Annotated in this window: 24 protein-coding genes; 19 read left to right on the top strand and 5 right to left on the bottom strand. The window is 30.6% G+C overall.

The genetic code is table 11. The features are described from left to right. Positions 1 to 36: 36 nt before the first annotated feature. Complete coding sequence (locus J3477_RS17835) at positions 37 to 975, bottom strand: helix-turn-helix transcriptional regulator (protein WP_206871295.1); 939 nt, start codon at positions 973 to 975, stop codon at positions 37 to 39. Positions 976 to 1,109: 134 nt separating this feature from the next. Between J3477_RS17835 and J3477_RS17830 the strand changes: the two genes are divergently transcribed. The 12 genes from J3477_RS17830 (at position 1,110) to J3477_RS17775 (ending at position 12,798) form a co-directional block, all read left to right on the top strand. Then, positions 1,110 to 1,532: a pyridoxamine 5'-phosphate oxidase family protein gene (locus J3477_RS17830; protein WP_206871294.1), complete on the top strand. Its 423-nt coding sequence runs from the start codon at positions 1,110 to 1,112 to the stop codon at positions 1,530 to 1,532. A 410-nt stretch (positions 1,533 to 1,942) separates the two neighbouring features. Further along, complete coding sequence (locus J3477_RS17825) at positions 1,943 to 2,806, top strand: GNAT family N-acetyltransferase (protein WP_206871293.1); 864 nt, start codon at positions 1,943 to 1,945, stop codon at positions 2,804 to 2,806. Positions 2,807 to 3,113: 307 nt separating this feature from the next. Further along, positions 3,114 to 5,486 (top strand): ABC transporter permease, encoded by a 2,373-nt coding sequence (locus tag J3477_RS17820; RefSeq protein ID WP_206871292.1) that lies wholly within the window; start codon positions 3,114 to 3,116, stop codon positions 5,484 to 5,486. 13 nt (positions 5,487 to 5,499) lie between these two features. Continuing rightward, positions 5,500 to 6,261 (top strand): ABC transporter ATP-binding protein, encoded by a 762-nt coding sequence (locus J3477_RS17815; RefSeq protein WP_206871291.1) that lies wholly within the window; start codon positions 5,500 to 5,502, stop codon positions 6,259 to 6,261. Position 6,262: 1 nt separating this feature from the next. After that, positions 6,263 to 6,943 (top strand): response regulator transcription factor, encoded by a 681-nt coding sequence (locus tag J3477_RS17810; protein WP_206871290.1) that lies wholly within the window; start codon positions 6,263 to 6,265, stop codon positions 6,941 to 6,943. Then, positions 6,930 to 8,201, top strand: a complete 1,272-nt coding sequence (locus J3477_RS17805; protein WP_206871289.1) for a HAMP domain-containing sensor histidine kinase — start codon at positions 6,930 to 6,932, stop codon at positions 8,199 to 8,201. Before J3477_RS17810 ends, J3477_RS17805 begins: the two co-directional genes overlap by 14 nt. 36 nt (positions 8,202 to 8,237) lie before the next feature. Continuing rightward, positions 8,238 to 9,215 carry a phosphotransferase gene (locus tag J3477_RS17800; RefSeq protein WP_206871288.1) on the top strand — a complete coding sequence of 326 codons (978 nt, stop codon included), beginning with the start codon at positions 8,238 to 8,240 and terminating at the stop codon, positions 9,213 to 9,215. A 105-nt stretch (positions 9,216 to 9,320) separates the two neighbouring features. Then, on the top strand, positions 9,321 to 9,728 hold the full coding sequence (locus tag J3477_RS17795; RefSeq protein ID WP_206871287.1) for a VOC family protein: 408 nt from the start codon (positions 9,321 to 9,323) through the stop codon (positions 9,726 to 9,728). A gap of 226 nt (positions 9,729 to 9,954) precedes the next feature. Then, positions 9,955 to 10,767 carry a DUF2262 domain-containing protein gene (locus J3477_RS17790; RefSeq protein ID WP_206871286.1) on the top strand — a complete coding sequence of 271 codons (813 nt, stop codon included), beginning with the start codon at positions 9,955 to 9,957 and terminating at the stop codon, positions 10,765 to 10,767. Between the two features lie 223 nt (positions 10,768 to 10,990). Then, entirely contained in the window at positions 10,991 to 11,254 is a 264-nt protein-coding gene (locus J3477_RS17785; protein WP_206871285.1) for a CD3324 family protein, read from the top strand. A gap of 140 nt (positions 11,255 to 11,394) precedes the next feature. Further along, a complete protein-coding gene (locus J3477_RS17780; protein WP_206871284.1) occupies positions 11,395 to 12,345 on the top strand; it encodes a phosphotransferase in 951 nt (316 codons plus the stop codon). Between the two features lie 18 nt (positions 12,346 to 12,363). Then, a complete protein-coding gene (locus J3477_RS17775; RefSeq protein ID WP_206871283.1) occupies positions 12,364 to 12,798 on the top strand; it encodes a ParB N-terminal domain-containing protein in 435 nt (144 codons plus the stop codon). Positions 12,799 to 12,950: 152 nt separating this feature from the next. On the opposite strand, the gene J3477_RS17770 is transcribed toward J3477_RS17775, so the two are convergent. Next, a complete protein-coding gene (locus tag J3477_RS17770) occupies positions 12,951 to 13,403 on the bottom strand; it encodes a hypothetical protein (RefSeq protein WP_206871554.1) in 453 nt (150 codons plus the stop codon). A 784-nt stretch (positions 13,404 to 14,187) separates the two neighbouring features. Between J3477_RS17770 and J3477_RS17765 the strand changes: the two genes are divergently transcribed. The 6 genes from J3477_RS17765 to J3477_RS17740 all read left to right on the top strand — a co-directional run bounded on the left by J3477_RS17765 (position 14,188) and on the right by J3477_RS17740 (position 21,824). Continuing rightward, a complete protein-coding gene (locus J3477_RS17765) occupies positions 14,188 to 16,020 on the top strand; it encodes a carbohydrate-binding protein (protein ID WP_206871282.1) in 1,833 nt (610 codons plus the stop codon). 715 nt (positions 16,021 to 16,735) lie between these two features. Beyond that, a complete protein-coding gene (locus tag J3477_RS17760) occupies positions 16,736 to 17,869 on the top strand; it encodes a LuxE/PaaK family acyltransferase (protein ID WP_206871281.1) in 1,134 nt (377 codons plus the stop codon). Continuing rightward, positions 17,869 to 19,224 (top strand): aldehyde dehydrogenase family protein, encoded by a 1,356-nt coding sequence (locus J3477_RS17755; RefSeq protein ID WP_206871280.1) that lies wholly within the window; start codon positions 17,869 to 17,871, stop codon positions 19,222 to 19,224. The genes J3477_RS17760 and J3477_RS17755 overlap by 1 nt, the downstream gene beginning before the upstream one ends. A gap of 180 nt (positions 19,225 to 19,404) precedes the next feature. Next, positions 19,405 to 20,184: an SDR family NAD(P)-dependent oxidoreductase gene (locus J3477_RS17750; protein ID WP_206871279.1), complete on the top strand. Its 780-nt coding sequence runs from the start codon at positions 19,405 to 19,407 to the stop codon at positions 20,182 to 20,184. A 474-nt stretch (positions 20,185 to 20,658) separates the two neighbouring features. Next, positions 20,659 to 21,114 carry a LytTR family DNA-binding domain-containing protein gene (locus tag J3477_RS17745; RefSeq protein WP_206871278.1) on the top strand — a complete coding sequence of 152 codons (456 nt, stop codon included), beginning with the start codon at positions 20,659 to 20,661 and terminating at the stop codon, positions 21,112 to 21,114. Positions 21,115 to 21,116: 2 nt separating this feature from the next. After that, on the top strand, positions 21,117 to 21,824 hold the full coding sequence (locus J3477_RS17740; RefSeq protein WP_206871277.1) for a LiaF transmembrane domain-containing protein: 708 nt from the start codon (positions 21,117 to 21,119) through the stop codon (positions 21,822 to 21,824). Between the two features lie 238 nt (positions 21,825 to 22,062). Here the strand turns inward: J3477_RS17740 and J3477_RS17735 are convergent, their stop codons facing one another. From J3477_RS17735 to J3477_RS17725, 3 genes are read right to left on the bottom strand one after another with little or no spacing between them, the layout of a single operon-like run. Next, entirely contained in the window at positions 22,063 to 22,704 is a 642-nt protein-coding gene (locus J3477_RS17735; protein ID WP_206871276.1) for an ABC transporter ATP-binding protein, read from the bottom strand. A 4-nt stretch (positions 22,705 to 22,708) separates the two neighbouring features. Next, on the bottom strand, positions 22,709 to 23,605 hold the full coding sequence (locus tag J3477_RS17730) for a hypothetical protein (RefSeq protein WP_206871275.1): 897 nt from the start codon (positions 23,603 to 23,605) through the stop codon (positions 22,709 to 22,711). After that, on the bottom strand, positions 23,598 to 24,362 hold the full coding sequence (locus J3477_RS17725; RefSeq protein ID WP_206871274.1) for a hypothetical protein: 765 nt from the start codon (positions 24,360 to 24,362) through the stop codon (positions 23,598 to 23,600). The genes J3477_RS17730 and J3477_RS17725 overlap by 8 nt, the downstream gene beginning before the upstream one ends. 372 nt (positions 24,363 to 24,734) lie before the next feature. Between J3477_RS17725 and J3477_RS17720 the strand changes: the two genes are divergently transcribed. Further along, a complete protein-coding gene (locus tag J3477_RS17720) occupies positions 24,735 to 25,385 on the top strand; it encodes a response regulator transcription factor (RefSeq protein WP_206871273.1) in 651 nt (216 codons plus the stop codon). The last annotated feature ends 2 nt before the right edge of the window (positions 25,386 to 25,387 follow it).

Below are 25,387 nucleotides of genomic sequence, written 5' to 3'. Positions count from 1 at the left end.
TAAGAAATACAGAAAATAAAAAAGAAGAGTATTGGATTACTCTTCTTTTTTATAAACCTTTAATAAATTCTCAACCCGCTTTATAATCTCTAATCGAATATTCTCAGGTTCTAAGCATTCGCATTTATCGCCTAAACGAAGTATCATACTATACGAAAAATCATCTTCTATAAATGGAAAAGAAGCTATAAATTTATTATTTCCGAAAGGTTCAATATTCTCCATTCCGCAAAATTCTATCATCGTGTCTAGAAGTGATTCATCAATGAGAAGCTTAATTGGAACCTTCTTTTTCTCTATATCAGTTGATACCTCTAGAGTTTTATAATTAAATTCTCTAGAAATAAATGTTTCTTCTAGAAGTTCCAGTGATGAAATACGGGATAGTTTAAAGACACGAAAATCATCTCTTGTAGTGCAATAGCCCTGTAAATACCAGCTTGAATTTTTTAGTACTAATCTATAGGGCTCAATCTTTCTTTGACTCTTTATTCCATTTTGAGCATAATATTTAAAAGATATTAATTTATTTTCAGATAGAGCAATCTTAATTTCCTCAAGATTTATATTAAGATTTCTATTTCCGATCCAAGGAGTGTGATCAACGGTAATTTGTTTTGATTTTAATTCAATATTTTTAATATGATCAGCTGGAACCATACCTTTAACTTTAGCCATAGTATTAAGAACTTCTTCACTGGTCATGGTTGAATGTATGCTTCCAAGTCCAATTAATAGAGAAGTGATATCAGAAATAGTAAAAAGTTTTTTTTCAATCTTATACTCCTCCATAATGCTAATACCACCATTGACACCTGGATAAGCAACAATTGGAATACCGGACAAGCTTATTGTTTCTACATCTCTATATATTGTTCTAGGTGTAACTTCAAACATTTCCGCAAGTTTGGTAGCACTGATTTGTTTTCGTTCAAGCAGCAGCATAATAATGGATATTAGTCTATCAATTTTCAATTGTATCACCTGCATTTTTATTTTTATTATAACATATAACCATGACATATAGCTGTCAAGGTTATGGATATATAATAAAACTATATTGATCAATACACATAAGTAGTTAAATAAATTTACAGAGGAGAATGAAAATGGAATTTTTAAAAGAGTTTGAAAAGGTAATGGAAAATACAGCTACACTAGCGTTGGCAACTTCAGCGGATAATGGTCCAAACGTAAGGATTATAACTTTTTATCATGATGCTCAAAATAACGGTGTTGTTTATTTTCCAACATTTAAGCAATCACAAAAAACAGTAGAAATTTCACAAAATAATAGGGGAGCATTTACAACAATTCCTGATGGAACTGTTGGGATAGTGAGAGTTAAAAATGCTATAATTAAAAAAAGTAATCTAACAGTACATGATATAAAAGATGGAATTGTTAAAAAATATCCAAATTTCGTAGCTACTGTTGAAAATGCAGGTCCAATGATGGAAGTTTACGAAATACATTTTAAAGAAGCCGAAGTTACTATAGGATATGGTAATGTGGGGAAAGTAGTTTTATAATATAATCAAAATTGAAAAATTTTAATTATATGGTTACATATTAAATAAGTTTGCACCATTGATAAGGGGGAGGATAATATCTTCCCTTATTTATTTTTAATAAAAATCTATTGGGTAGTATCCTAAATATTAAATACAATTTGTCACATATTTACCAGCTCGATATGCTATAATTGTATATATTATACAAAAAAATGTTTTGAAAATAAAAAGAGAAAACAAGTAAGTAAATGTGACATTGGTTAGAAACTTAATGGCGCATTTTTATTTGTGAATTAAACTTGTGGTTGCTGTAATAAAAAGCAAAGTACTAATATGAAGAGGCCAAGGAAATATTGGGTAATAATTAAGTAACTAAGGTTTATTATTATTGAAGGGTATTAAGAATGATTTTTAGAAGGAGATGACAATTGAAATATACTTTTATTAAAGCTTATAAAGATAATGATAAAATGCGTAAAAGTCTTAATGAATTAACTGAAAAGACTTTTGGCTTTAATTTTGAAAACTGGTATTCAAATGGTTTTTGGGGAGATAAATTTATCCCACATTCTTTGGTAGATGGTGATAAGGTTATAGCTAATGTGTCTGTTAATTTGATGGATTTCGATCTGGATGGTATAGAGAAACATTATATTCAAATTGGTACAGTTATGACAGATAAGGATTATCGCGGTCAAGGGTTGAGTCGTTATCTTATACAGATGATTATTGATGAATATAAAGAAAATTCAGATGGGATATATTTATTTGGAAATGATAGCGTTATAAATTTTTACCCTAAGTTTGGATTTACAAGTAGTAAACAATATCAATATAGCAAAGATGTTTATTCAATAAATAATATAAAGAAAATACAACAGGTTAACATGTCTGACGAGATTAAATGGAAAGACTTCTTCAACACTGTAAGGAATAGTGTAAATAACGATAGGTTCACTATGGACAATCCAGGATTGATTGCATTTTGGACAAGATGGAGCAGCTCGGTATATTTTTTAGCTGAACAAGAGGCTTATATTATCGCAGATGTAAAAGGAGATAATCTTCTTATTAATCAAATAATAGCAAATCATAAAGTGAATCTAGAAACAGTAATCAGTTCTTTTGGCAGTGGTATTAAAAAGGTGACACTTGGATTTACGCCATATAATATAATTGGATATACCATTAATGAATATCACGAAGATGATTGTACATTATTTATTTTTGGGAAAGATTTAGATATCATTGAAAGCAAAAAACTAATGTTTCCAACGCTATCACATGCTTAAGTTGTGCTGTATCATATGTAAAAATGAAAATGAAATATTAAAGTTAACTATAAAAAATAAAACTTATTCGCCTGCCAAATTTTCCTCATATGCATTCGGAAAGGTAGATGCGCAAAAAAGATTACTGAAGAAGGTAACTTCAGTAATCTTTTTTTATCTATTATTTAAGGATTATTTAAGGATTATTTAATAATTGGTAATTTATAATAGATTCATAGTTATTGATGTACCTGAAACTTCTTGAGTTCACAGAGAAGAATTAGAATGAGGTGTAAGTCAGTACAAATGGTTTGCGGAGGGAATAAAAATGTTTTTTAGAATATTAAAAAAGGATTTCAAACGAAAGCGATCAATGAATATTATTCTTTTATTATTTATCATAATGGCAACAACATTTTTAGCTAGCAGTGTAAATAATCTAATAGCGGTATCAAGGTCAGTTGATTATTTCATGAATAAAGCTAAAACTCCTGATTATATTATTTCTACTTATGATAAGGGAGAAAATGAAGAATTATATAAATGGCTTAATTCTTCTAAGTATATAGAGTCGTATGATATTGATAAAAGCACTATACTTTCTAAAGATAATATTAAGATAAAAACAGGGGACACTCTTAAGGCGTTTGATCCTTATGGACAAATTCTATTTCAAGCACAGCCACACAAGTATGGAAAACTACTTGATGATAGTGGAGATGAAATTAATTTAAAAGCTGGAGAAATTGCTTTTTCATTGGATGATAAGAGAAAAAATAATTTGAAAATTGGGGATAAGGTTATTATTACCCTAGGTGATATAAAAAAAGAATTTTTAGTAAAGACCTTTATAAAAGATGCTATCTTTGGATCAAGCATGGTTGATATGAAGAGGATTCTCATAAGTAATGAGGATTATGAGGCTTTCAAAGGCTATAAAGAAGCTGGTGCTATAGATAACTATTACATTATTTCAAAGGATACAAATGCCCTAGAAAAAGAGTTTAAAAATATAGATTGTAATACGATAATTAGCTTTGATAAAGCGCTACTAAATAATACCTTTATTTTGGATATGATACCTTCTGGAGTTTTAATTATAGTAAGTCTTTGTCTTATTTTAATAGCATTTTTGATTTTAAGGTTTACAATAATTTTTACCTTGCAGGATGATTTAAAAGAGATAGGAGTTATGAAGGCCATAGGTCTTAGAAGCTTCGATATAAAGAAAATTTATCTAATAAAGTATTTTGCAATAACAATAATTGGGGTAGTAATTGGTTTTGCAGTAAGTTTCCCCTTTGGAAATATATTTCTAAATCAATTTAAAGGAAACATTTTAATGGAATCTTCATTGGGAAATATATTTGTTAACATTGGTTGTTCAATATTTATAGTTTTTATAGTTATTTTATTCTGTTACTCATGTACAAGAAGGCTGAACAAGTTTTCAGCAATAGATGCAATCAGAAATGGAAGTAATGGTGAAAGCTTTAAGGGTAAATCAAGACTAAAACTTAAGAATTTCAAAAAAGTCAAAGTTGCTATGTTTATTGCTTTAAACGATATTCTATGTAATCTTAAGAAATTTATAGTTTTGATTTTAACCTTCTGCATAGGAACAGTTTTGATCATTATCCCTTTAAACACAATAAATACTTTTAAAGATGACAATATTGTTAAGCTATTTGGGTGGAATCACAGTGATGTATTTATTCAAACTGATAAAATGGATAAGTATACTATGGGAGCAAGCAAAGAAGAGTATTTAAAAGATATGGAGAGCCTTACAGCATCCTTTAGAGATAACGGGATAGACATGAAACTTTATGGAGGGGTAATTTATAGATTTAAATTTTACGCTGAAGATAAAGATGATGCTATCTCATTAATGGCCTTTCAAACTATAAAAAATGATGAAAATAATGTTAATCTATTAAAAGGTAAGATGCCAGAATTAATAAACGAAGTGGCAGTAACTGAAACTGTGGCTAAAAAACTTAAGGTTTCAATCGGGGATACAATTTATGCTCAAATAGGTAAGGATAAAAAAGAATTAATTGTTACCGGATTTTATGAAAGTATGAATAACATGGGTGAGTCAGTAAAACTAAACCCTAAAATAGATATAGATTTCAAGTATTTAGCTGGAGTAAGTCCTTTTCAAGGAGATTTCATAGGAAAGGAAAAGCCAGAATTATTAATTGAGAAATTGAAAAATAAATATCCAAGCTACATCATCCAAAATTCTCAAGAATATGTTTCAAAATATGTAGGAGGATCTATGGCTCAGCTTGATACAATGAAAAATTTAATAGCATTAATAGTTGTATGTATAAATGCTTTAATTACAATTTTAATGATGAAAACATTCATAACTAAAGAAAAAGGCGAGATAGCAATGCTTAAGAGTATTGGATTTAGAAATAGTTCCATTAGATTTTGGCAGACAGCTAGAATAAGCATAGTGCTAATTGTTGCAATTGCTTTAGGTATTATACTGTCAAACTTTCTCGGGCCTTTAACAATAGGTCAGGTGTTTGCGGTACTTGGTGTTCATAACATTATATTAAAGGTAAATCCGTTAGAAGTGTATGTATTATATCCGATTATGCTTTTGGTGGTTACTACAGTTATTGCTTATTTAAGCGCTGGAGCTGTTAAAAAAGTTGATCTGAAAGAAATAAATAATATGGAATAAGGTAGGGATTGAGATGAGTTTATTAAAGGTTAGAGATTTATGTAAAACTTATATTATAAATAAAATACAGAATAATGTTTTAAGGAATATAAATTTTGAAATTAATGAAGGTGAAATGGTTGCTATTATGGGACCAAGTGGTTCTGGTAAATCAACTCTTCTTTATGTAGTCAGCGGTATGGATAATTTAACTGCAGGAAAGGTGGATTATTTCGGAAAAGAAATAAGTACTTTTAGTGCAAATGAAATTAGTGATTTACGACTGAATGAAATGGGATTTATTTTTCAACAAATGCATATGTTAAAAAATCTCTCTATATATGATAATATTATATTACCAGCATATCAGTCAAAGAATGGAAAAAGCAAAAAAGAAATCAATAACAGAGCAAGAGAGCTCATGAATAAGCTTGGAATAAGTGAGATTGCAGAAAATGATACTAATCAAGTTTCTGGTGGACAGCTTCAAAGAGCTTGTATTTGCAGAAGCTTAATCAACTCACCGAAGATGATTTTTGCAGATGAGCCTACAGGAGCTTTAAATCAGCAAAATTCAAGGGAAGTTATGAGAGAACTCAATAAAATTAATGAAGATGGTACGACCATTATGCTTGTTACCCATGATATGAAGGTTGCAGCTAAGTGTGACAGGATAATGTATATAGAAGATGGTGCAATAAAAGGTGAAATTAAGTTAGAGAAATTTTTTGAAGAAAATAAATTAAAAGATAGAGAAAGAAAGGTCAATGACTGGCTAATGGAGATGGGATGGTAATATGGTAGATTTGCTACTGGTAGAAGATAATTTAGAGCTTGCAGATTTAATCTGTGCTTTCTTAAAAAAAGATGGCTTCAGCATTACTAATGTGGATAGCGGAGAAAAGGCATTGGAGTTTTTACAGAAGGATGTTGCGAAAATAGTGCTTTTAGATATAATGTTGCCTGGCATAGATGGGTTTACAGTTTGCTCAGAAGTTAGAAAAAATCATAATGTCCCAATTATAATAATGAGTGCAAAGGTTGATAAAACTGATAAGATAAATGGTTTTACCCTTGGGGCAGATGATTATATAGAAAAGCCAGTGGATGTTGATATTTTAAGTGCAAAGATTTCAGCGTTAATGAAAAGAAACTATGAACTAAAAATGGAACGGACCATTATAAATTCAGGTGCTATTTCAATAAATAAAAATGCTACTGAGGTTTATCTTGATGGAAAGCTAATAAATATGACTTCTAAGGAGTTTGAATTATTATTACTACTGGTTGAGAATCCAAGGAAAACTTTAAATAAGGAATATCTTTTTAATAAAATATGGGGAGCAGAAAGCTTTAGTGAAAACCAAACTTTAACAGTTCACATAAAGATGCTTAGAGATAAAATAGAACAAGACCCTAAGAAACCAAAAAGGATTGTGACAATTTGGGGAGTAGGATACAAGTATGAAGAAATTTGATAGACTAATAGTTGTTTTTCTTGCAGTATATTTATTAATATCACTGGGGTTACCTGTACTATTTCAAAGTATTAATAGGAAAGAAAGCAGTGAATATAAAGTAGAGATAAACAGAATATATTTAGGCTTGGTAAAAGGTAGCCCCTTTACCGAGCCTGATTTAAGTTCTTGTGAATTTATAAAAAATGTAACCTTCTTACCTCAGTCTTTAAGTACAAGGAATGAAGAGCTTGATAAATTTTATAAAAGCAATAATGGAGTGGAATATGAAATAAAGCCTTGGTATGATGGAGACAAATTGCTAGGTTATTTGAGATTTAATTATATAAATAGCAAAGGTGACAATAGCTTTTTATTAAAAGTAGAACTTATATTATTTATGTTTGCTGTAAGTATAGTGTCAATTCTTTTATATATAAGAAATTCAATTCTCAAGCCATTTAATACTTTAAGTGAAATGCCTTATGAGTTATCAAAGGGAAACTTTAAAGGAGATATGAAAGAAAGTAAAGATAGATATTTTGGTAAGTTTCTTTGGGGGGTTAATCTGCTTAGAGAAAACTTAGATTATCATAAGATAAAAGAGTTTAAGCTCCAAAAAGAAAAGAAACTCTTATTGATTTCAATTTCTCATGATATACAAACTCCTCTAAACACCATAAAGCTTTATGCTAAGGCAATAGTAGAAGAAGTTTACGATACTAATGAAAAGAAGATGCTCGCAGCAAAGCAAATAGAAGAAAAATCTTTAGAAATAGAAAGCTTTGTAAGATATATAATAAAGACATCTAGTGAAGAGATACTTGAGATTGAAGTTGTAGATGGTGAATTTTATTTGAAAGATTTAATAGAGAAGGTAGTATTAACTTATAAAGAAAAGTGTAATTTAAAAATGATAGACTTTACTGTTGGAAACTATAATAATAAATTAGTTAAGGGGGATTTGGATAGAGCCTTTGAAGTGGTAGGCAATATATTAGAAAATGCATTTAAGTATGGTGATGGTAAGGAGATAAAAATATCTTTTTGCGAAGAAGATTACTGTCAACTTATTAATATCTTTAATACAGGAGAGATAATAAGCCAAAACGAATTTAATCATATTTTTGATAGCTTTTATAGGGCTAGTAATTCTGAAGGAAAGCAAGGAAATGGCTTGGGGCTATACATATGCAAGAGTATAATGAAAAAGATGGATGGAGAAGTTTTTGCAGAATGCGAAAAAGAAGGTATGAGTTTTACATTAGTATTTAGATAAAAGCTATACACTGAAAAAAATATTTAGGAGGCAATTATGATTCCAGATAACAAGCAAAACATTGTAAAAAAGGCTTTAAAAACAGCTTTTGGAGTAGATAGTTATGATGATATCAAAGAAATAACTATAGGTCTTTCAAATGCACTAACCTTTCGGATTGTTGTAAAAAATAAACCTTATTTAATGAAGCTTGCACGTACTGATGAATTGAGCACACCAGAAACTTATTACGAGTATATGAAAGCTGGGTCGGATGCAGGTATTGCTCCTCATGTATGGTATTTAAATTCTGAAGATAAAATTTCAATAACAGATTTTATAGAAGCTAAGCCTTTTCCAATAAAAAAGGCAAAAGAAATAATGCCTAAACTTCTTGATAAACTCCATAAGCTGCCTCCATTTCATAAGGAATTTAACTATTTTGATGCAATGGATGGGATTGTGCAAAGATTTTTTGGGGCGAAGTTTCTTCCTGATAATTTGAGTGAAGAAATAATGAAGAATTATGCCTATATTAAAGAGATATATCCTTGTCATTCCGAAGACTTAGTATCATGTCATAACGATTTAAAACCAGAAAATTATATATTTGATGGCGAAAAAGCTTGGTTTGTTGACTGGGAAGCTGCTTTTTTAAATGATCGTTATTTAGATTTGGCTGTAATAGGAAATTTCGTTGTTAATAACGATAAGGATGAGCTTGAGTATCTTGAAAATTATTTTGGTAAAGCTCCAAACGAGTATATTAGGGCACGATTTTTTCTTATGCAACAATTACTTCACATATTTTACATGTCAATTTTCATGCTACACGCATCTAGAACCATACCTATTAATATAGAAGGTGAACATGTAAGCTTTGAAGATTTACATAAACGTATGTGGCAAGGAGAAATTGATTTATCCAACGATGAAAGCAAACTTAAGTATGCCATAGTACACATGAATCAATTTTTATATAATATTAAAACTAAACGTTTTGAAGAAGCTTTGAATGTGATTTCTAAAAGCTAGAATCCATAAGCATAAGTAATATTTTATGAATTAAAAATGAATTGATAAAATAATTGGAAGATAATATAATGAATCTTCACTAAACATTTTAGGAGGAAGACACCTATGAGCATAAAAATGATACACCATATATGTATTCAAACAGAGAATTACGAGGAATCATTAGATTTTTACACAAGAATATTAGGATTTCAAATAGTTAATGAAACTCCAAATTTTCACGGAAGAGCTTTTAACACATGGATAAACCTTGGAGAGTTTATGATAGAACTCCAAACACCTAAAGAAGGTGATAAATTTAATGAGTGGAGCTCTTTAAATGCTGGACCAGTTCATATGGCATTTTTAGTAGATAACGTAGAACAAGAATATGAGAGAATTAAGTCCTTGGGGTATAACAAATTTAAACTAAAAAAAGGTCAAGTGGTTTATAAAGTGCTTGGAGAAAGTTTATTTAAAATAAAGGCTCCAGAGGGAACTGAAATTGAGATGAGAGATACTGATATTGTATAGATGGTTTAGTGCTTCAACCTAGTTTTGACGTTTATATTTAGTGTTGGAGTGGTGGGTTATATAGACTGTAGATTGATGAAGGATAAATGTACAATAATTGTATTTTAATGGTACAATAGTATGAGTAAGTTAAGCTTGAAATAAAGATTTAAAACTTTTGTGATTTATAGTGAGAGAATCAGAGCATAAAAGTTTTGTTATTAGATTGGGTATAATTGGAGGGAAAATGAGTAGATCAAGCGAAATAAATAGTTTTGAGAGCAGATTTGAAGATGAAGTATTTGAAATAGCAGCGGTTACAGGGGCTTCTGGTGTAGGTGCGGGTAAAGCGCCAAAAGAAGAATTATGGGGAGCATCGATTAATTTGATTGCATGGAAGAAGTTAAATTCTAATGAGGATGTAGTGAAAATAGTTACAAGGCTTATGTGGTTAGCAGATGATGATGAACTGAAAAAGTGGCATGATATATTAAAAGGAAATATGCTTGTTCGGTTACAAGTTCGGATGAAAAGAGACTATTCAATGATGCTTATTAAGGTGCTTGATTCAAAATACAAAGATGATGAGCTTCAAGATCTATTGACTGAAGCGATGAAACCAGTATTTTACGAAGATGAGGCACTTGGACAGTTCGAACTTGATAAGAGGTTTAATAGTTTTGAAAAAAATGTATCTTGGGCAGGTGAAGAAGGCAATTTGAGTTTTGATTTTGATGAAGAAGAAAATATGAAGTCTTCAGTGCAGACTGCTCAGGAGCTTTTCAAGAATCAAGACCAGTGGAGCCAAAGAATTAAAAATTATGCGGCTGACGAATTATTAGAACTTGCAAATGACTGGCTCAAGGATGATGACGAAGCTGAAATAGATGAGATTACAAGAGAATTGTTTGCTGAATGTATGGGACTAGATAGCATATGTGTGCATCCTGATGGTGAATTTGAGATATTTTACTTTGATGGAGACATGTTTTGGGGGCATTGTATTATAGTCAGTGGAAATATTAATGGAGAGTTTAGTTCTGCTGAGATTGCAGGGTAGATTTTATATATTAATGGGATTAGGGAGGAGATTTATAGATGAGAAACTTATTCTTAATTACCACAGCAAAACCATCATTCCATGCAATGTCTGTAAGATAACGCAGGGTGATGTTTTTATGGAATAATATAATCACCATGTTCATTCTAATAAGAAGAGAATTAAGTTATATGCAGATATTGCATCCTTAGATTAATATTTTAATTTTAAGGAGCGGATTAGAATGGATTATAAAAATGGTATAGAGGTGCTTCCACAGGAATTAATAGCTGAGATACAAAAATATATTAGTGGTAGCTTGATTTACATTCCACAGGTAGAAAATATGCGTAAAGAATGGGGAGAAGTATCTGGTGTAAAGGAAGAAATAAGACAAAGAAATTGTGAAATTAAAGAGAAGTTCTTAAAAGGACTTAAAATTGATCAATTGGCAGAAGAGTATTGTCTTGCTATTGAAACCATTAAAAAAATTGTATATAAAAAGTGATAGAAAGCTGTTCGGGAAAAGCAAAATTCCTTGAACAGCTTTTATGTATTAAATAATTATATATAAAACATACCTATAAAATCATCTAAACCTCAAGTAAAATTAGGTATATATTAGAAAGTTTATAGGGGGTGGGAAGAATGGCAGATGTGCCAATGAAACCACAAGTGAACAGTGATGAGGTGATAAAACTTCTAGAAGGGCTTTTTGAAGAACAAATTGAGAAGATAGAAGAAGCACCTACAGGCAAGATAAAGAAGGTTTATTTTTTTCAATACAAAGATAAGTGGTCTGTAATTCGTTTTTCACATAATGATATGGAATTTAAAGTTGAAAAATATATTCAGGAAGCTTTGAAAGTTGAAAAATTTCCTTTGCCTAAGTTTCTGCATAGTGGCATATACAATAACCTTTACTATGCAATTTCAGAAAAGGTGGAAGGAAAGCCGATTCATAAATTAAATGAAAAAGAATTAAAATATGCCATGCCAAGTGTTATGGAGTCACTTATCAAACTTCACTCAATAGACACAACACCCTGTGAGGGATATGGATGGTTGGATTATAACATGAGTGGCACTTTTAATACCTTCATTGAATTTTTGCAAAGCTTCTTTTCTAAAGATCAGGAGGGATTTTGGAAAGGGTGGTATGAGCTTTTTGAGAAAAGCTTTCTAGATTATAGTACTTTTAATGCATTATATGAAAAAATGATGGAACTAGCAAAATACTGTGAAGGACGAAAATATTTAACACATTCAGACTTTCATTATAATAACATCATTATTAATAATTCAGAAATTGTAGGAATAATTGACTGGGGAAAAGTAAGTTATTGCGATTACATTTTTGATATTGCAACTATTATCTTAGAATTTCCCAATTATAATCTTTTAGAAAAGTTTCATACTGTCTATAAAAAAAATAACTTTGATACATCTGATTTTATTGAAAGATTTCTATGTGCTGCCATTTGTAGCAGCCTTGATGGAATGAGGTTTTGGGCAAAGTTTGGAAGAATGGATGCATATAAGTCCATTCTAAATAATATTTTAATGATTTTAAATAAATATGATGTTGCAATTAAATGATTTTAAAGGAGGATTAATATGAAGGATATGATATTCACTGTCCATGAAGCCATAGAGTTTTCAAAGCAAGGTAGGATAGAAGAATGGGTGCATTTATTTTTAAATTCTGTAGGAGGTAATGTTCCTTTTTCAGAAGGACTAAAGCTTGAGAAGAGATATTGGACAGGTCCTTTTCTTATAAGTATTGATAAACTAAGAAGATGCTGCGGACCAGAGGCAAATATGGAGTATTTTAATGCGCCAGAAGAATGGGAGGTTGAAATAAATAAATTTAGGCAACTTATACGCGATCACTGGGAGATGCCGCCTTTGATAGCACAGCATGAAGGAAAAGACCTTAAAGTAAACGATGGGAATCATAGACTGGAAGCAATGAAGAGAGAAGGAATTGAGAAATGTTGGGTTATTATTTGGAATACTCATTATCAGGATAATATTAGTGATTTTAAATAACCTAAAGTTTCATATATTTTTTAAGCTATATCTAAGAACAGTGTTGATAATAGAGAATTTTTGAAGAGAACTTTTCTAAAGGATTATTATACCGAAACTTGAGTTAGAAATCCTTTAAGAGTTCTCTTATTTAAATTTAATTAATTAAAGTTCTATTTATTTGATAGTAATTTTTCCAATACTGTATTTAACTCGGAAATTGCTTTTTCATCATTTAAATTTTTTGATATATTAGTTAATTGAGGCTTTATAGTCTTTACATTGTCATTAATATATTCACTAGATTCCATTACAAAAAACATATCTAGATTTAATAGCATCAAAGAGAGTTGCTTATTATCTTTATATGATGACAAAGGAGCAATATTTCTCATTCCTGCAACAGCACTTACACTGTTTTTTATCGCACTTTCATTTGATAAAGGAGTTGCTTTACCATCATAATAATCTAAACCTGCAATAAACTCTTTAAAAGAATTTTCAACAGTAGCAGTGTAAAGGCATTCCTCAGTATTATATTTTCTAATTCTATTAAATTGAAAAATGTTAGTTACAATAGATAGGAAGCAAACCAAAAGTAGTATAATTAGTATTCTTTTTTTCATATAGCCACCACGCTGATATTGTTTTACAACAATCTTTTTATTAAATTATATATTATATAAATGTAGGATTGCAAATATTTTACAGAGGTAATAGGAAAATTGGTTCTCTCCTTATAAAATATCTTAATCTCATATGGTGGCGTATTTCTGCTTTTGAATAAGTTGGAGAAAATGGTCTGCATTAAATTATTTAAAGTAACTATTAGAATATATAAAAGAAAATTTTGTATGCAAAAAAACACAAAGAAAGAAGGAAAAGGTGAATATATATAGAATAATTATAGTATAATCATCTTGTATTATATTTTAAATAAACAACACCAAAATCTCAGCATTATATATTAAATGAATCACAACATTTCTATACCTACATACCCTTTGCTAAATTTTCAATTTAATTAAAAATTACTTCAGATAGAGTTTTTACTGTTTATTATTACGATAAAATATAAAAATTTAAATAAATTCCAAATTACACATCGAATAATGTCTAGACTTCTATACTTCTAATTTTATAATTCTTATTTTCTAATGTTCATAGTAACCATAATAAAAATTTCCTTAGTACAACAAGTTTAACTAAAATATTTATTTCAGAGTTTAAAAATCGTATATATTGGGGGTGAAAAAGTAATCTATAAAAATTCTCTAAAACTAATAAACATGGGCATTTAAGTCCTGAAACTTCATTTAAAACTTACATGAATTCTAGCGAAAGGGTTTAAGTTAGTTGTTTTATTACTGAGTGATTCAGCAACAAATCATTAAAAAGGAGAGGAAAGTTATGATTAAAAACAAGTTTTTTAAAAAATTAGTTTCAGTGATGGCTGTTGCAAGTGTAATGGTTACTGGTCTTACACTAAGCAATTCAAAAAATGTATCTGCTGTGACAAGCAGCAGTATTCCAAGTCATGTATTGGTAGGATACTGGCATAATTTCAATAATGGATCAGGAGATATTAAACTAAAGGATGTTTCATCAAACTTTGATGTGGTCAATCTTTCATTTGGAGAGCCAACCTCTGTAACTTCAGGAGATATAAGATTTACTCCTTATAATGCTACTGACACTGAATTTAAAAGTGACGTTCAATATCTTCAAAGCAAAGGAAAGAAGGTTTTGCTATCTATTGGAGGGCAAAATGGCGAGGTTCAGCTAACTACTAGTGCTTCTGTTACTACTTTTGTTAACTCTGTCAGTACTATTATTGATAAATATGGATTGGATGGATTAGATGTAGACTTTGAAGGACATTCTCTTTACTTAAATCAAGGAGATAAAGATTTTAAGAATCCAACAACTCCTGTTATAGTTAATACAATAAGTGCTTTAAAGCAGTTAAAAACTAAGTATGGAAGCAATTTTGTATTAACAATGGCACCAGAAACCTTTTTTGTTCAATTAGGACATACTTATTATGGTGGATTAAATTCATATGTTGATAGTAGAGCAGGATCATTTTTGCCAGTAATCTATGGACTTAGAGATCAACTAAATTGGCTTCAAGTTCAATATTACAATTCAGGTTCAATTAATGACATAAATGGCAAAGCTCAATCTATGGGAACTGGTGAGTTTTATGCTTCTTTAGCTGATATGCTTTTAACAGGTTTTACTGTAAATAATGATGCTAATTATTTCTTCCCAGCACTAAGACAGGATCAAGTGGTTATAGGGGTTCCAAGCTGCAATAACGCTGGAAATGGATATGTTTCAAATGCAGAAGTACAAAAGGCTTTAGATGGCTTAATCAATGGAGGAACCGTTGGAGGCTATACCGTTAAAAACAAATATCCAAATTTAAGAGGTTTAATGACTTGGTCAATAAACTGGGACAAATATTCAAACTATGATTGGTCAAATTATTTTAGAAACTATTTTAATAAATTAACTCCACCTGTAAATAAACTTACTGCGGCAGTGGTAAGTGCTTCAACAGTTACAAATGGAAACTATACGATATCTGCAGTTGTCCCAGCTTACAATACTGCGACTTCATATAAAATTTACGAAGGAACAACAGTAGTAGCTTCTGGAAGTTTAACAGCTGGACAACCAGATAAGACCGTTAATTATAATGTTACTTCAAAAGCAGCAGGGACATATACCTACAAAGCTGAATTAAGCGATGGCAGTGCAACAGTTACTTCAAATCAAGTATCAGTTACAGTTCCAAAGGCAGGAACTAACACCCTACAAGCAGCAACATTATCTGCTAGTTCTGTAAATAATGGAACTTACACTTTAACTGCTGTAGTGCCAGCGAATAACACTGCAACAGGTTATAAGATATATGAAGGAACAACAGTTGTTTCTACAGGAACTTTAACTCCAGGGGCAGCTCAAGTAAGCATTAATTACAATGTTACTAACAAAGCTAAGGGTAACTATGATTATACTGTGGTTTTAAATGATAGTGCAAGTTCAGTAACTTCAAACAAGATTACAGTTGTTGTACCAGATACTTCAACTAACAATGCATGGGTTCCAAATCATGCATATAGTGTTGGAGATATTGTAACTTACAATGGCGTAACTTATAAATGTATTCAGGCTCACACCTCATTAGTAGGTTGGGAACCAAGCGCTGTACCTGCATTATGGCAAGCACAATAGTAAATAAAATTAATTAGTAGTTTTATATAGAAAAGTAGCTAGAGAGTATCGCTTTAGCTACTTTTTTGGATTAGTGAATACAACAGGTTAGATAAGTATATATTTTATTTCGTATGAACAACAGTAAGTTTTCATCTTCTTGAGTGTCTACGTTATAATTGTTACGGTGAACAGTATTGCAAATAACTAAGACTCTAACGCTGGTCTTTCTTTTTCTTTATGAAAAGTTGAATTAAAAATAATTTAGCAAAAATTCAGAGTACTTATTAAAATATAACAAAAACAAATGCGTCATTAAGTTTTTAACTTATGGCGCATTTGTTTTATACTTTAGTTTTTTTACCGTATAAGTAAAATATAAAATTTTAAGATTAACTAAATATAGATATTTCAATTGGGTTAGAAATCTTTTATGTCTATACAGTAAAAAAATTAACTTATTAGCCTGCCAGATTTTCCTCATATGAATTCAGAAAGGCAGCTGTGAAAGAAATTTCCTGGAAAAGTTAAGAAAAGGCTTATAAGTGATACTATATGTAACATGTAAAACTATTTTGTGTAAAAGTAAGTAAATGGAAGAAAAACAGTAGTAACAGCTCATTAAAGCATTTATAGAAGCGTTAATGGATATATATAAATTTTGAAAAAATTGAGAGACAAGAGTATAACTATACTGACCGGTCAGTAAAATAAAAAGATTTGAGGGTACGCAAATATGGAGAAGTTTTATAAAGATTTAAAAATAAATTTAGTTGATCAGTATACTCGTTGTTCGGCATACAAACTATTATGTGATAGTCAAGGGTTTAATCCTTCTATAGATTTGAACACTGAAAAAGACGTGGAGAAGGTTCCGTTCATAACAACTACAGTGTTCAAAAAGTCAGCTGAAATATTTACTAATTTACTTAAAGTACCAGTAAACACAATTGATAAGTGGACAGTATCAAGTAGCACAAGTGGTGATCCAAGTATGGTAGGCAGAACTATAAGCGATATTATGCAGATAAAGGAATTTAACAAACTTTCAATTGGAACCTTGAGACCTGATACTGAACAGGAATGTGTTTTTTATCCTGACCCTGATACTATGAAGAACTATAAAAGTGAAGTGGTATACGGAAAAAGGACAGAGTCCTATATTGGAAATATTTTAGACATGTTTGATTTCAAAGAAAATACTATCTTTCTTATTAAGCCTGATGGAGATAACTTAGTTGTAGAAGTAGAAGAATTTATAAAGTTTTTAGAGAGCAATAATAAGTTAGATAAACATCTTTCAATAAGAGGTTCAGCACTTTTACTTTATAACACAATAAACTCACTAAAAGAAACAATGCCTCCATTTAATCTTGGAAAGAATGTATTAATTCAAACTGGAGGAGGAGGTTGGGATGGAAAGAAAGGAACTATGAGCAATGGAACAGCAATAAGAAAGCAGGAGTTTGTTGAAACTGTTGCAAACTTTCTTGGAGTACCAGAAGAAAACTTTATTGACTCTTATTCCTTCACAGAAAACACCTTTTTTATTATCGGACATTATTCAAAAGAATATAAAGATTATCTCTTTCATATACCAAAATGGGGAAAGGTTATAATTAGGGATGTTAAAACTTTAGAGCCACTATATAATCCTGGAGATAGAGGTTTTATGCAGATGTTAAATGCATATGGGACTTCTGCCTTTGCTGGAGCATCAATAATGGTAGATGATATTGGAGAAATAGTTTCAATAGATGAATGTCCTGATTGCAAAGAAAAACTTATGACAATAAGGATCGTTGGTAGAGTAAAAGGTGCGGAAGCAAAAGGCTGCGGAGCTACTCTCAATGTTAGGAGTGAAAAATAATGAAAATTGAATATACATGTGGAAATAATGTAGTGTCTAGAAATATTAATGATATTAATCTTGAACTAGTTTCTTCTGATATTGATCAGATTGTTAGTGTAATAGATAAACTTAATACAAATAAAAATAAAGTCCATGATATGTCTGTTAAGGATACAATAGAAATCTTAGATAAATGTGCAAAATTGTGGCTTAATAGAGATTATTCTAAAAAGCATATAGAATTATTAGTGCATATATTAAATCAAAGTGAAGAACTAATAACTTATGAACTTGAGAATTCTATGCATATGCTTTTGAGAGAAAATCTTGAGAAAACAATTCAAGAAGAACTTCAACATCTTGACGTATTAGATGATTGGATTGAGACAAGCTATGGGGAAGTTCATAGACAACCAAGAGGTGTTATATTCCATAATATCTCAGGAAATGCTTTTGTAGTCGTTACTATGAGCATTTCAATGGGGCTTTTATCAAAGAACTGTAATTTGGTTAAGGTGTCCGCTGATGAGCCATATTTTGCTCATGCCTTTTATGATAGCTTGTGCATGATTGATCCAGATATCAAGGAAAGACTTTCAATAGTATATTTTAATAGTGAATGCTCAGATATATATGAAACTATAGTAAAAAAGACAGATTGTGTTATACATTGGGGTGGAGAGTATTCAGGTAGAATAATGGGAGAACTTTGTGCTAAGTATAATAGACATTTAATAATGCATGGGGCTAAAATTAGTTTTGAAGTTATCGATGAAGCAGAAGATATTAATGAGATTTGCGAAGGTGTGGCAAAGGATGTTATTTGTTGGGAGCAAAAAGCCTGTTTATCACCTAGAATTATTTTTGTGAATAATGAAATAGATACTAATTTATTTGCTAAATGTGTTGCAGATCAAATGGAAAGACTCACCATGATGTTACCTAAAGCATATTTAAATCCTTGGAGTTCTATCAAGATGTTGCAAGATAGACAATACTGTATGTTTAAATATGGAGTTAAGGAAAAGCAAAATGTAGAAGTTCATTCGTCTTATAACGCCGATTATACTGTTATCTTAAATAATAGGATGCCTGACAAGCAGGACATAGACAGGTGTTTTAATAGATTCATATTTGTTTGCCCATATAGTGATAAAAATGAGGTGCTTGAATACGTTGAAAATAATCTTAAGCAATATCTGCAGACAATGGGGTATAGTGGATCAAATCAGGAGTTTATTGAAAAAATGTCCATGTTAGGTGTAAGCATTATAACTAGACCAGGGGAAATGCCTATGCATTATCCTGGCACCTCTCACGATGGTATTCACAATTTAAAAGAGATGACATTTATAGTTAGTAAGCAGTTGTAAGAATAAGGCTTTTTATTGATGGCTTTAATTAGTATGACGAAATTAAGTTGTAATCCTATTTAGAAAAATTACTTAAGGTTAATTGTTTACTGATATAGGACATACTGTATTAACAGCTTAATTTAAATAATAATTTAAAACAAAGTCTTTAATATAAATAGTAGTGAGGAGAAAATACTTATGGATTTAAATAAAAAGAAAATAGTACTAACAGGTGCATCCTCAGGTATAGGCAAAGAAATATTAAAGCAGCTTCAACAATATGATGTGAAAATAATTGCAGTTGGAAGAAATATTTCTAAAATACCTGAGGTAGAGGATAAGATAATTCCTTTTGCATGTGATGTATCTAAAAAAGAAGAGGTAGATAAGCTATTTGATTTTGCATTAGAGACATTGGGTGGAATAGATATTTTTATAGCAAATGCTGGTTTTGCATTTTGTGAAAGTATTGAAGAGGCTGATTGGGGCCACATAGAGCAGATATTTAGTACAAATGTTTTTTCTCCTATATATTCGGTTGAGAAAATGAGAGCTCTAAATAAAGCTAAAAAGTATTCAGTTATAATAACTTGCTCAGCAGTAAGCGAAATGCCATTACCGGGATATTCTCTTTACTGTTCTACGAAGTATGCTATCAATGGCTTTGGAAGAGTATATGAGCATGAAGCAAGAGATAATGAGATAATTTCATTAGTTTATCCTATAGCTACAAAAACTAACTTTTTCAAGAATGCAGCTGATAAAGCTCCAATACCATGGCCAATGCAAGAAGCTGATAAGGTTGCAAGTAGTGTAATTAAAGGGATAAAAAATGAAAAGAGATATATTTATCCATCAAAATACTTTGCAATCTCAAGAATTTTTACTAGAGTGTTTCCTTTTATTACTACAATATATGTGAAGATACAGAAAAATAAATTTGATAAGTGGCTACAATATAAGAAAAGTATATTGTAAAAAGTGTTCATATCTCAATATACAAAGGGTAGCTTAATTATCTTACTATAGATGTACCACTTCGATCCGAGATCTATTTTCAAAACTCCCCTGGGTTCTGAGAGGAGAATTTGAAAATATAAATTTTATTACGAAGTGGTACATCCATAATAAGTTTTCGTCAAATGAAAGAAAATTTTTATAAGATGGTAGAGAGTAATTAGAAGTTAGGATAAGTTACGGTGAACCCTGTCATAAATAAATGCGAAAAATAGCCTTAGGAAGTAATATAACTTGCCTAAGGTTATTTTTAATATAACGAAATTTTCAATTTGTACTTTGGAAAGATATAATAATTTTGTAGAATACATATGCAAGAAATTGCAATAACCATGTAAAAATTGACCACTTATAAGCAATAACTAACCACTTACTGTTATGATATTTACAATGTAAAAGCGGGTGAATATAATAAAAAATGTGGGGAGTGAAAATATGAGAATACGGATTGAAGTAGACAATAAAATTGAAGAGGATGAAGTGATTATTAGGTGTAGTGAACTAAGTGAAGAGATTAAAAATATCCAAGTTGTCTTAGATGATATTTTGTCGCAGAATAAAAAGATAACTTTTTATAGAGGTGATACTGAGTATTATCTTTCATTGGAAGAAATTTTATTTTTTGAAACAGAAGAAAGTTCGATTTGTGCACATACCATTGATAATATATACAATGTAAGATATAAGCTTTATGAACTTGAAGAATTGTTACCAGGCTATTTTATGAGAGTTTCAAAATCAACGATTCTAAATACAAATCATATTTACTCCATAACAAAAAGTATATCATCATCAAGTAAAGTTGAATTTCAAAATACACATAAACAGGTATATGTTTCGAGGTATTACTATAAACCATTAAAAATTAAATTATTAGAAAAGAGGAAATAAGGATGAGAAAAGAAAGGGTTTTTTGGGGCTTGGCATTTATATTGGGCGGAGTTTTCTTAGTTATAAGTAAGCTTGGATTGTTTCCTGATATAAATATATTTAGTTTATTATTAACAGTTTTCTTTGTGGTAGTAATTGTAAAAAGTTTATTTCATATGAATTTTCCAGGTGTTTTATTCCCAGTAGCATTTCTTTGCATAATATATGATAAACAACTTGGGATTACAAGTATTACTCCATGGACTGTGCTTATTGCAGCACTATTTGGCAGCATTGGTCTTTCTATGATTTTTCATAATCATAATCATAGCAAATGGATTCATACCATCAAGGGTAGTGATGAAGACTACAAGTTTGACAAAATTGATATAGAAGATGAAAGTCATATTATATTTAGAAATTCATTTAATGCTACTACAAAATATATAAATTCAGATGATTTTGAGCAAGCAGATTTTAATTGTTCTTTTGGAGCTCTGAAGGTGTATTTTGACAATGCAGTTATGCGTAATGATAATGCTATAGTTAGGATTAATGCTTCTTTTTCAGGAGTTGAATTATATGTCCCTAAAACGTGGAATGTAGTTGATAAAACTAATGGATTATTTGGAGCTGTTGATGAAAAAAATAAAAGTGATAAGGTGATAACAAATACTTTAACTTTAGTTGGTGACATTAGTTTTTCAGGAGTTGAAATAATTTATATATAGAGATGTACAAGTTTAGACTGAAAATACATTAGAGACATAAAAGGGCTTACTTTAGCGTAGTAAGTCCTTTTTTAATAAGAAAATATAAAATTTTCAAGGTGGCAAAACCTTGTTATTTCAAGGATTTAACATAGCTTTTTAGGCTGCCTTGGTTACTAGCTCATTTTTTTCTGTCGCTGTAATTTCATGGCAATAAACAAAACAGAACATAAAAATACCAAAAAGTATGTAATTCTTATCATCGTATGACAGTGAAAACTCCAGAATCCATCTCACATACAGTATCACAAAGTACATCTATATCTTGTGAGTTATGACTAGCAAGTATGATTGTTTTACCATCTGCTTTTAAGTCCAAGATTAGGGAGCGCATATCTGCAACACCTTGCTTATCTAAGCCATTGAAGGGTTCATCTAAGATTAATAAACGTGGATTTTCCATAATGGCTTGAGCTATTCCAAGTCTTTGGCGCATACCGAGAGAATATTTACTAACTGGTTTTTTCATATTAGGATTCAATCCAACCAACTCTAATATATCTGTTATGGTTTCGTCAGTTATTTTTTTTCTCAGTGATGCCAATATTTTTAGATTTTTTATTCCAGACAGTGTTGGCAAGAAACCTGGAGTTTCTATGATTAGCCCTAAATCCTCAGGAAAGTCAACCTCCTTTCCAACCTGTTTGCCGTGAACTAACACTTTCCCTTTATTTGGTAGCAGAAAACCGCATATGCATTTCATAAGAACTGTTTTACCACTACCATTATTTCCTACGATACCATGAATCTTCCCTTCTTCAAAATCATGGCATATATCATGAAGAATATGCTCCTCTCCAAAGTCCTTATATACGTTTTCAATATGAATTACTATGTTCATTTATTTATTCCTCCGTTCCAGTGAAATTAAAATTATATTTTTTGATAGCCAATAAGGTTAAGATATAGCAGACTACAATCAAAACAAAAAATATTGTAAAGCTTTGCCACAACCGTGGAAGCAGATCATATCCAAAATTATGCATGTGATAGGTCGCTTGGTTTAGTGGTGATAGCCAACCAACAGCGACGTTGGCCTTATACATTAGTTCATCAGGCAGGTTAAATAATGCTTTAATAAGCTGCGGGTTTAATAGAAAACCGTACAAGCTGAAAATGAATACGCCAGCAACACCGTAAAATTGTCCTTTAAGAATATTTAGCAATAACATTATAAATACCATAAGGAGCGAGTATAGAAGCATCAATAGAAATATAGTTATCATACATTTGTATGGAGTAGTCATCTCTAAGGTATTTACGAAAGCAGGGATGGCTATCGCTTTTCCAGCATCAGAATATCCGAGAATAGCAGCTGTTTCACTCCAGATATTTTTAATAAAGGAGTTATTCATACAAAGCACTATAGTGGCTAAAAGAATAAAAATTATATAACTGCTTGTTGCAAGTATTACATATAGAACTTGCCCGTTTAGCCAAGTTTTTCTATTAATGCGCATAAGGTAGAAGGGAACTCCTGGATCGAGAAAGGGCATATCTGCAAAAAGCAGCAGTAGGAGCAGTGATGAAAGTAAAATTGAATTACTGTCACCGAAGGTCCAAATAAAAGCTTCAACTAGCTGAGTAGTAGTTCCATATGTATGAGCAAACATTACAACTTTATTTGAAAGTAAAAAGCAGAGGATAAAGGATAGAGCAAAAGTAATAATAATACGAGGATTCTTATGCCATCCACGGAAATTATAAGTAGCAACCATCCAAAGCTCTCTTAATTTAATCATGCTTTAATCTCCTCCTTGCGATGATAATAAATATAAAACTAACTACTAAAATTAATGCACTCAAAAAAAGAATAAGTCCTAAACTACCGAATAACCAAGGATGAGATGGATTTAACCATTCTTTTGGGTATAGAAAATAAAGCTTATCAAAATATCTCTCATAAATTATTATAAGAAGATAGTAGATAATGAAGGATGATGAATAAGCTAGATATCGATTAAGGGCAGCGCTTGCCAAGGTAAAACCGATTAATGCCCATAAGGCACCTGAAAAAAAGAATATTCCTACTTTCTGAATGAAAATAATCAAAAGAGCTTCTGAAATATTGCCTATTTTAATTACTGGTTCCATAGGTAAGAATACAGCGATAGAAACAGTATAGGACAAAAGCATTCCGATGGATAACGTAAGTCCACCAGAAAGAAAGCATGCAATAAGCTTACTAAAAACATATGGGTTCATCCCACTGCGAGGGAGATATTGCTTTATAAAACCACTTTTAATATCATCAACAAATGCAGTAGTGAAGGAAAATGAACAAAGTATTGGTACAGCTAGTGTAACAGAATCTGAATTTAGGGCTGTCAAAATTATTTGTAAGTGATAGCCATCAGGTATACTACCACCATTAGACAATATTGTAACCGTATCTTTAACAGAAGAAAGAGCTATTACTAGTAATAATCCTAAGACGCCAACAAGGAAACCCTTTGAAAATACAGCACGGCGTATGTCTGAGCGAATTATATAAATCATTTATAAACCTCCTTTTCAAATCACATGTATTTATGTTATTTATCTGGTGATGCATTTTTGTATAGAAGTTGTATCAAAGTTGTATTTTTTCACGATTTATTTATATAGGTGCTTTTGTGAGTTTAAGGCTTGTGGTTGCAATCACTGAAAATGATCTGGAATTATTTAATATACAACTATGTTACATTTATGAGGTATTATTAATACAAAGGAGTTTATCTATAGAATAAATTGCATATTTAACGTTTTTGTAATCATAACTACTATATATAGAATCTTAGATCAAATTAAATGGCTATACTTAGTAATTTGAAAGAGATATTTTTAATTGTGCAATTTTCCTAGATATTAAATATAACAGGGGGAAAACTAATGAGAGTGTTGATTGCTGAAGATGATATAGCAATAAATGATTTAATAAGAATGAATTTAAGTTCTTTAGGATTTTCTTGTAGCTGTGTATATGATGGATTAGTTGCAGCTAACCTTTTAGAACAGGAAAATTTTGAACTTATACTTTTAGACATAATGTTACCTAATATAAATGGTTATGAGCTTTTAGAATATATAAAGCCCTTAGATATTCCAGTAATTTTTGTTACGGCTAAAGGTTCTGTAAATGATAAAGTGAAAGGGTTAAAGCTAGGGGCAGATGATTATATAGTAAAACCTTTTGCAATCAGTGAATTAACGGCAAGAATTGAGGCTGTAATGCGCAGATACAATATGGGACAAAAGTTGCTTTCTGTAGAGGATTTAGAAATTAATACTGAATCTAGGTTGGTGTTGAAAAATAGAAAACAAGTTGATTTAACCCTTAAAGAATACGAATTGCTAGTCATGCTTGTACAAAATAAGAATATAGCTCTTTTTAGAGAAACTTTATTTGAACGAATCTGGGGAACGAGCTTTATGGGTGAGACAAGAACTTTAGATCTTCATATTCAAAGGCTACGTAAAAAGCTTGGCTGGGAGGAAAAAATTAAAACAGTATATAAGGTTGGGTACAGATTGGAGGTATAATT

It is taken from the genome of Clostridium zeae (genome assembly GCF_017312485.1).
Lineage (GTDB): Bacteria > Bacillota > Clostridia > Clostridiales > Clostridiaceae > Clostridium_AR > Clostridium_AR zeae.
Note: the sequence above shows the minus strand (reverse complement) of the source record. Positions and strands in the feature narration are given on the sequence as shown.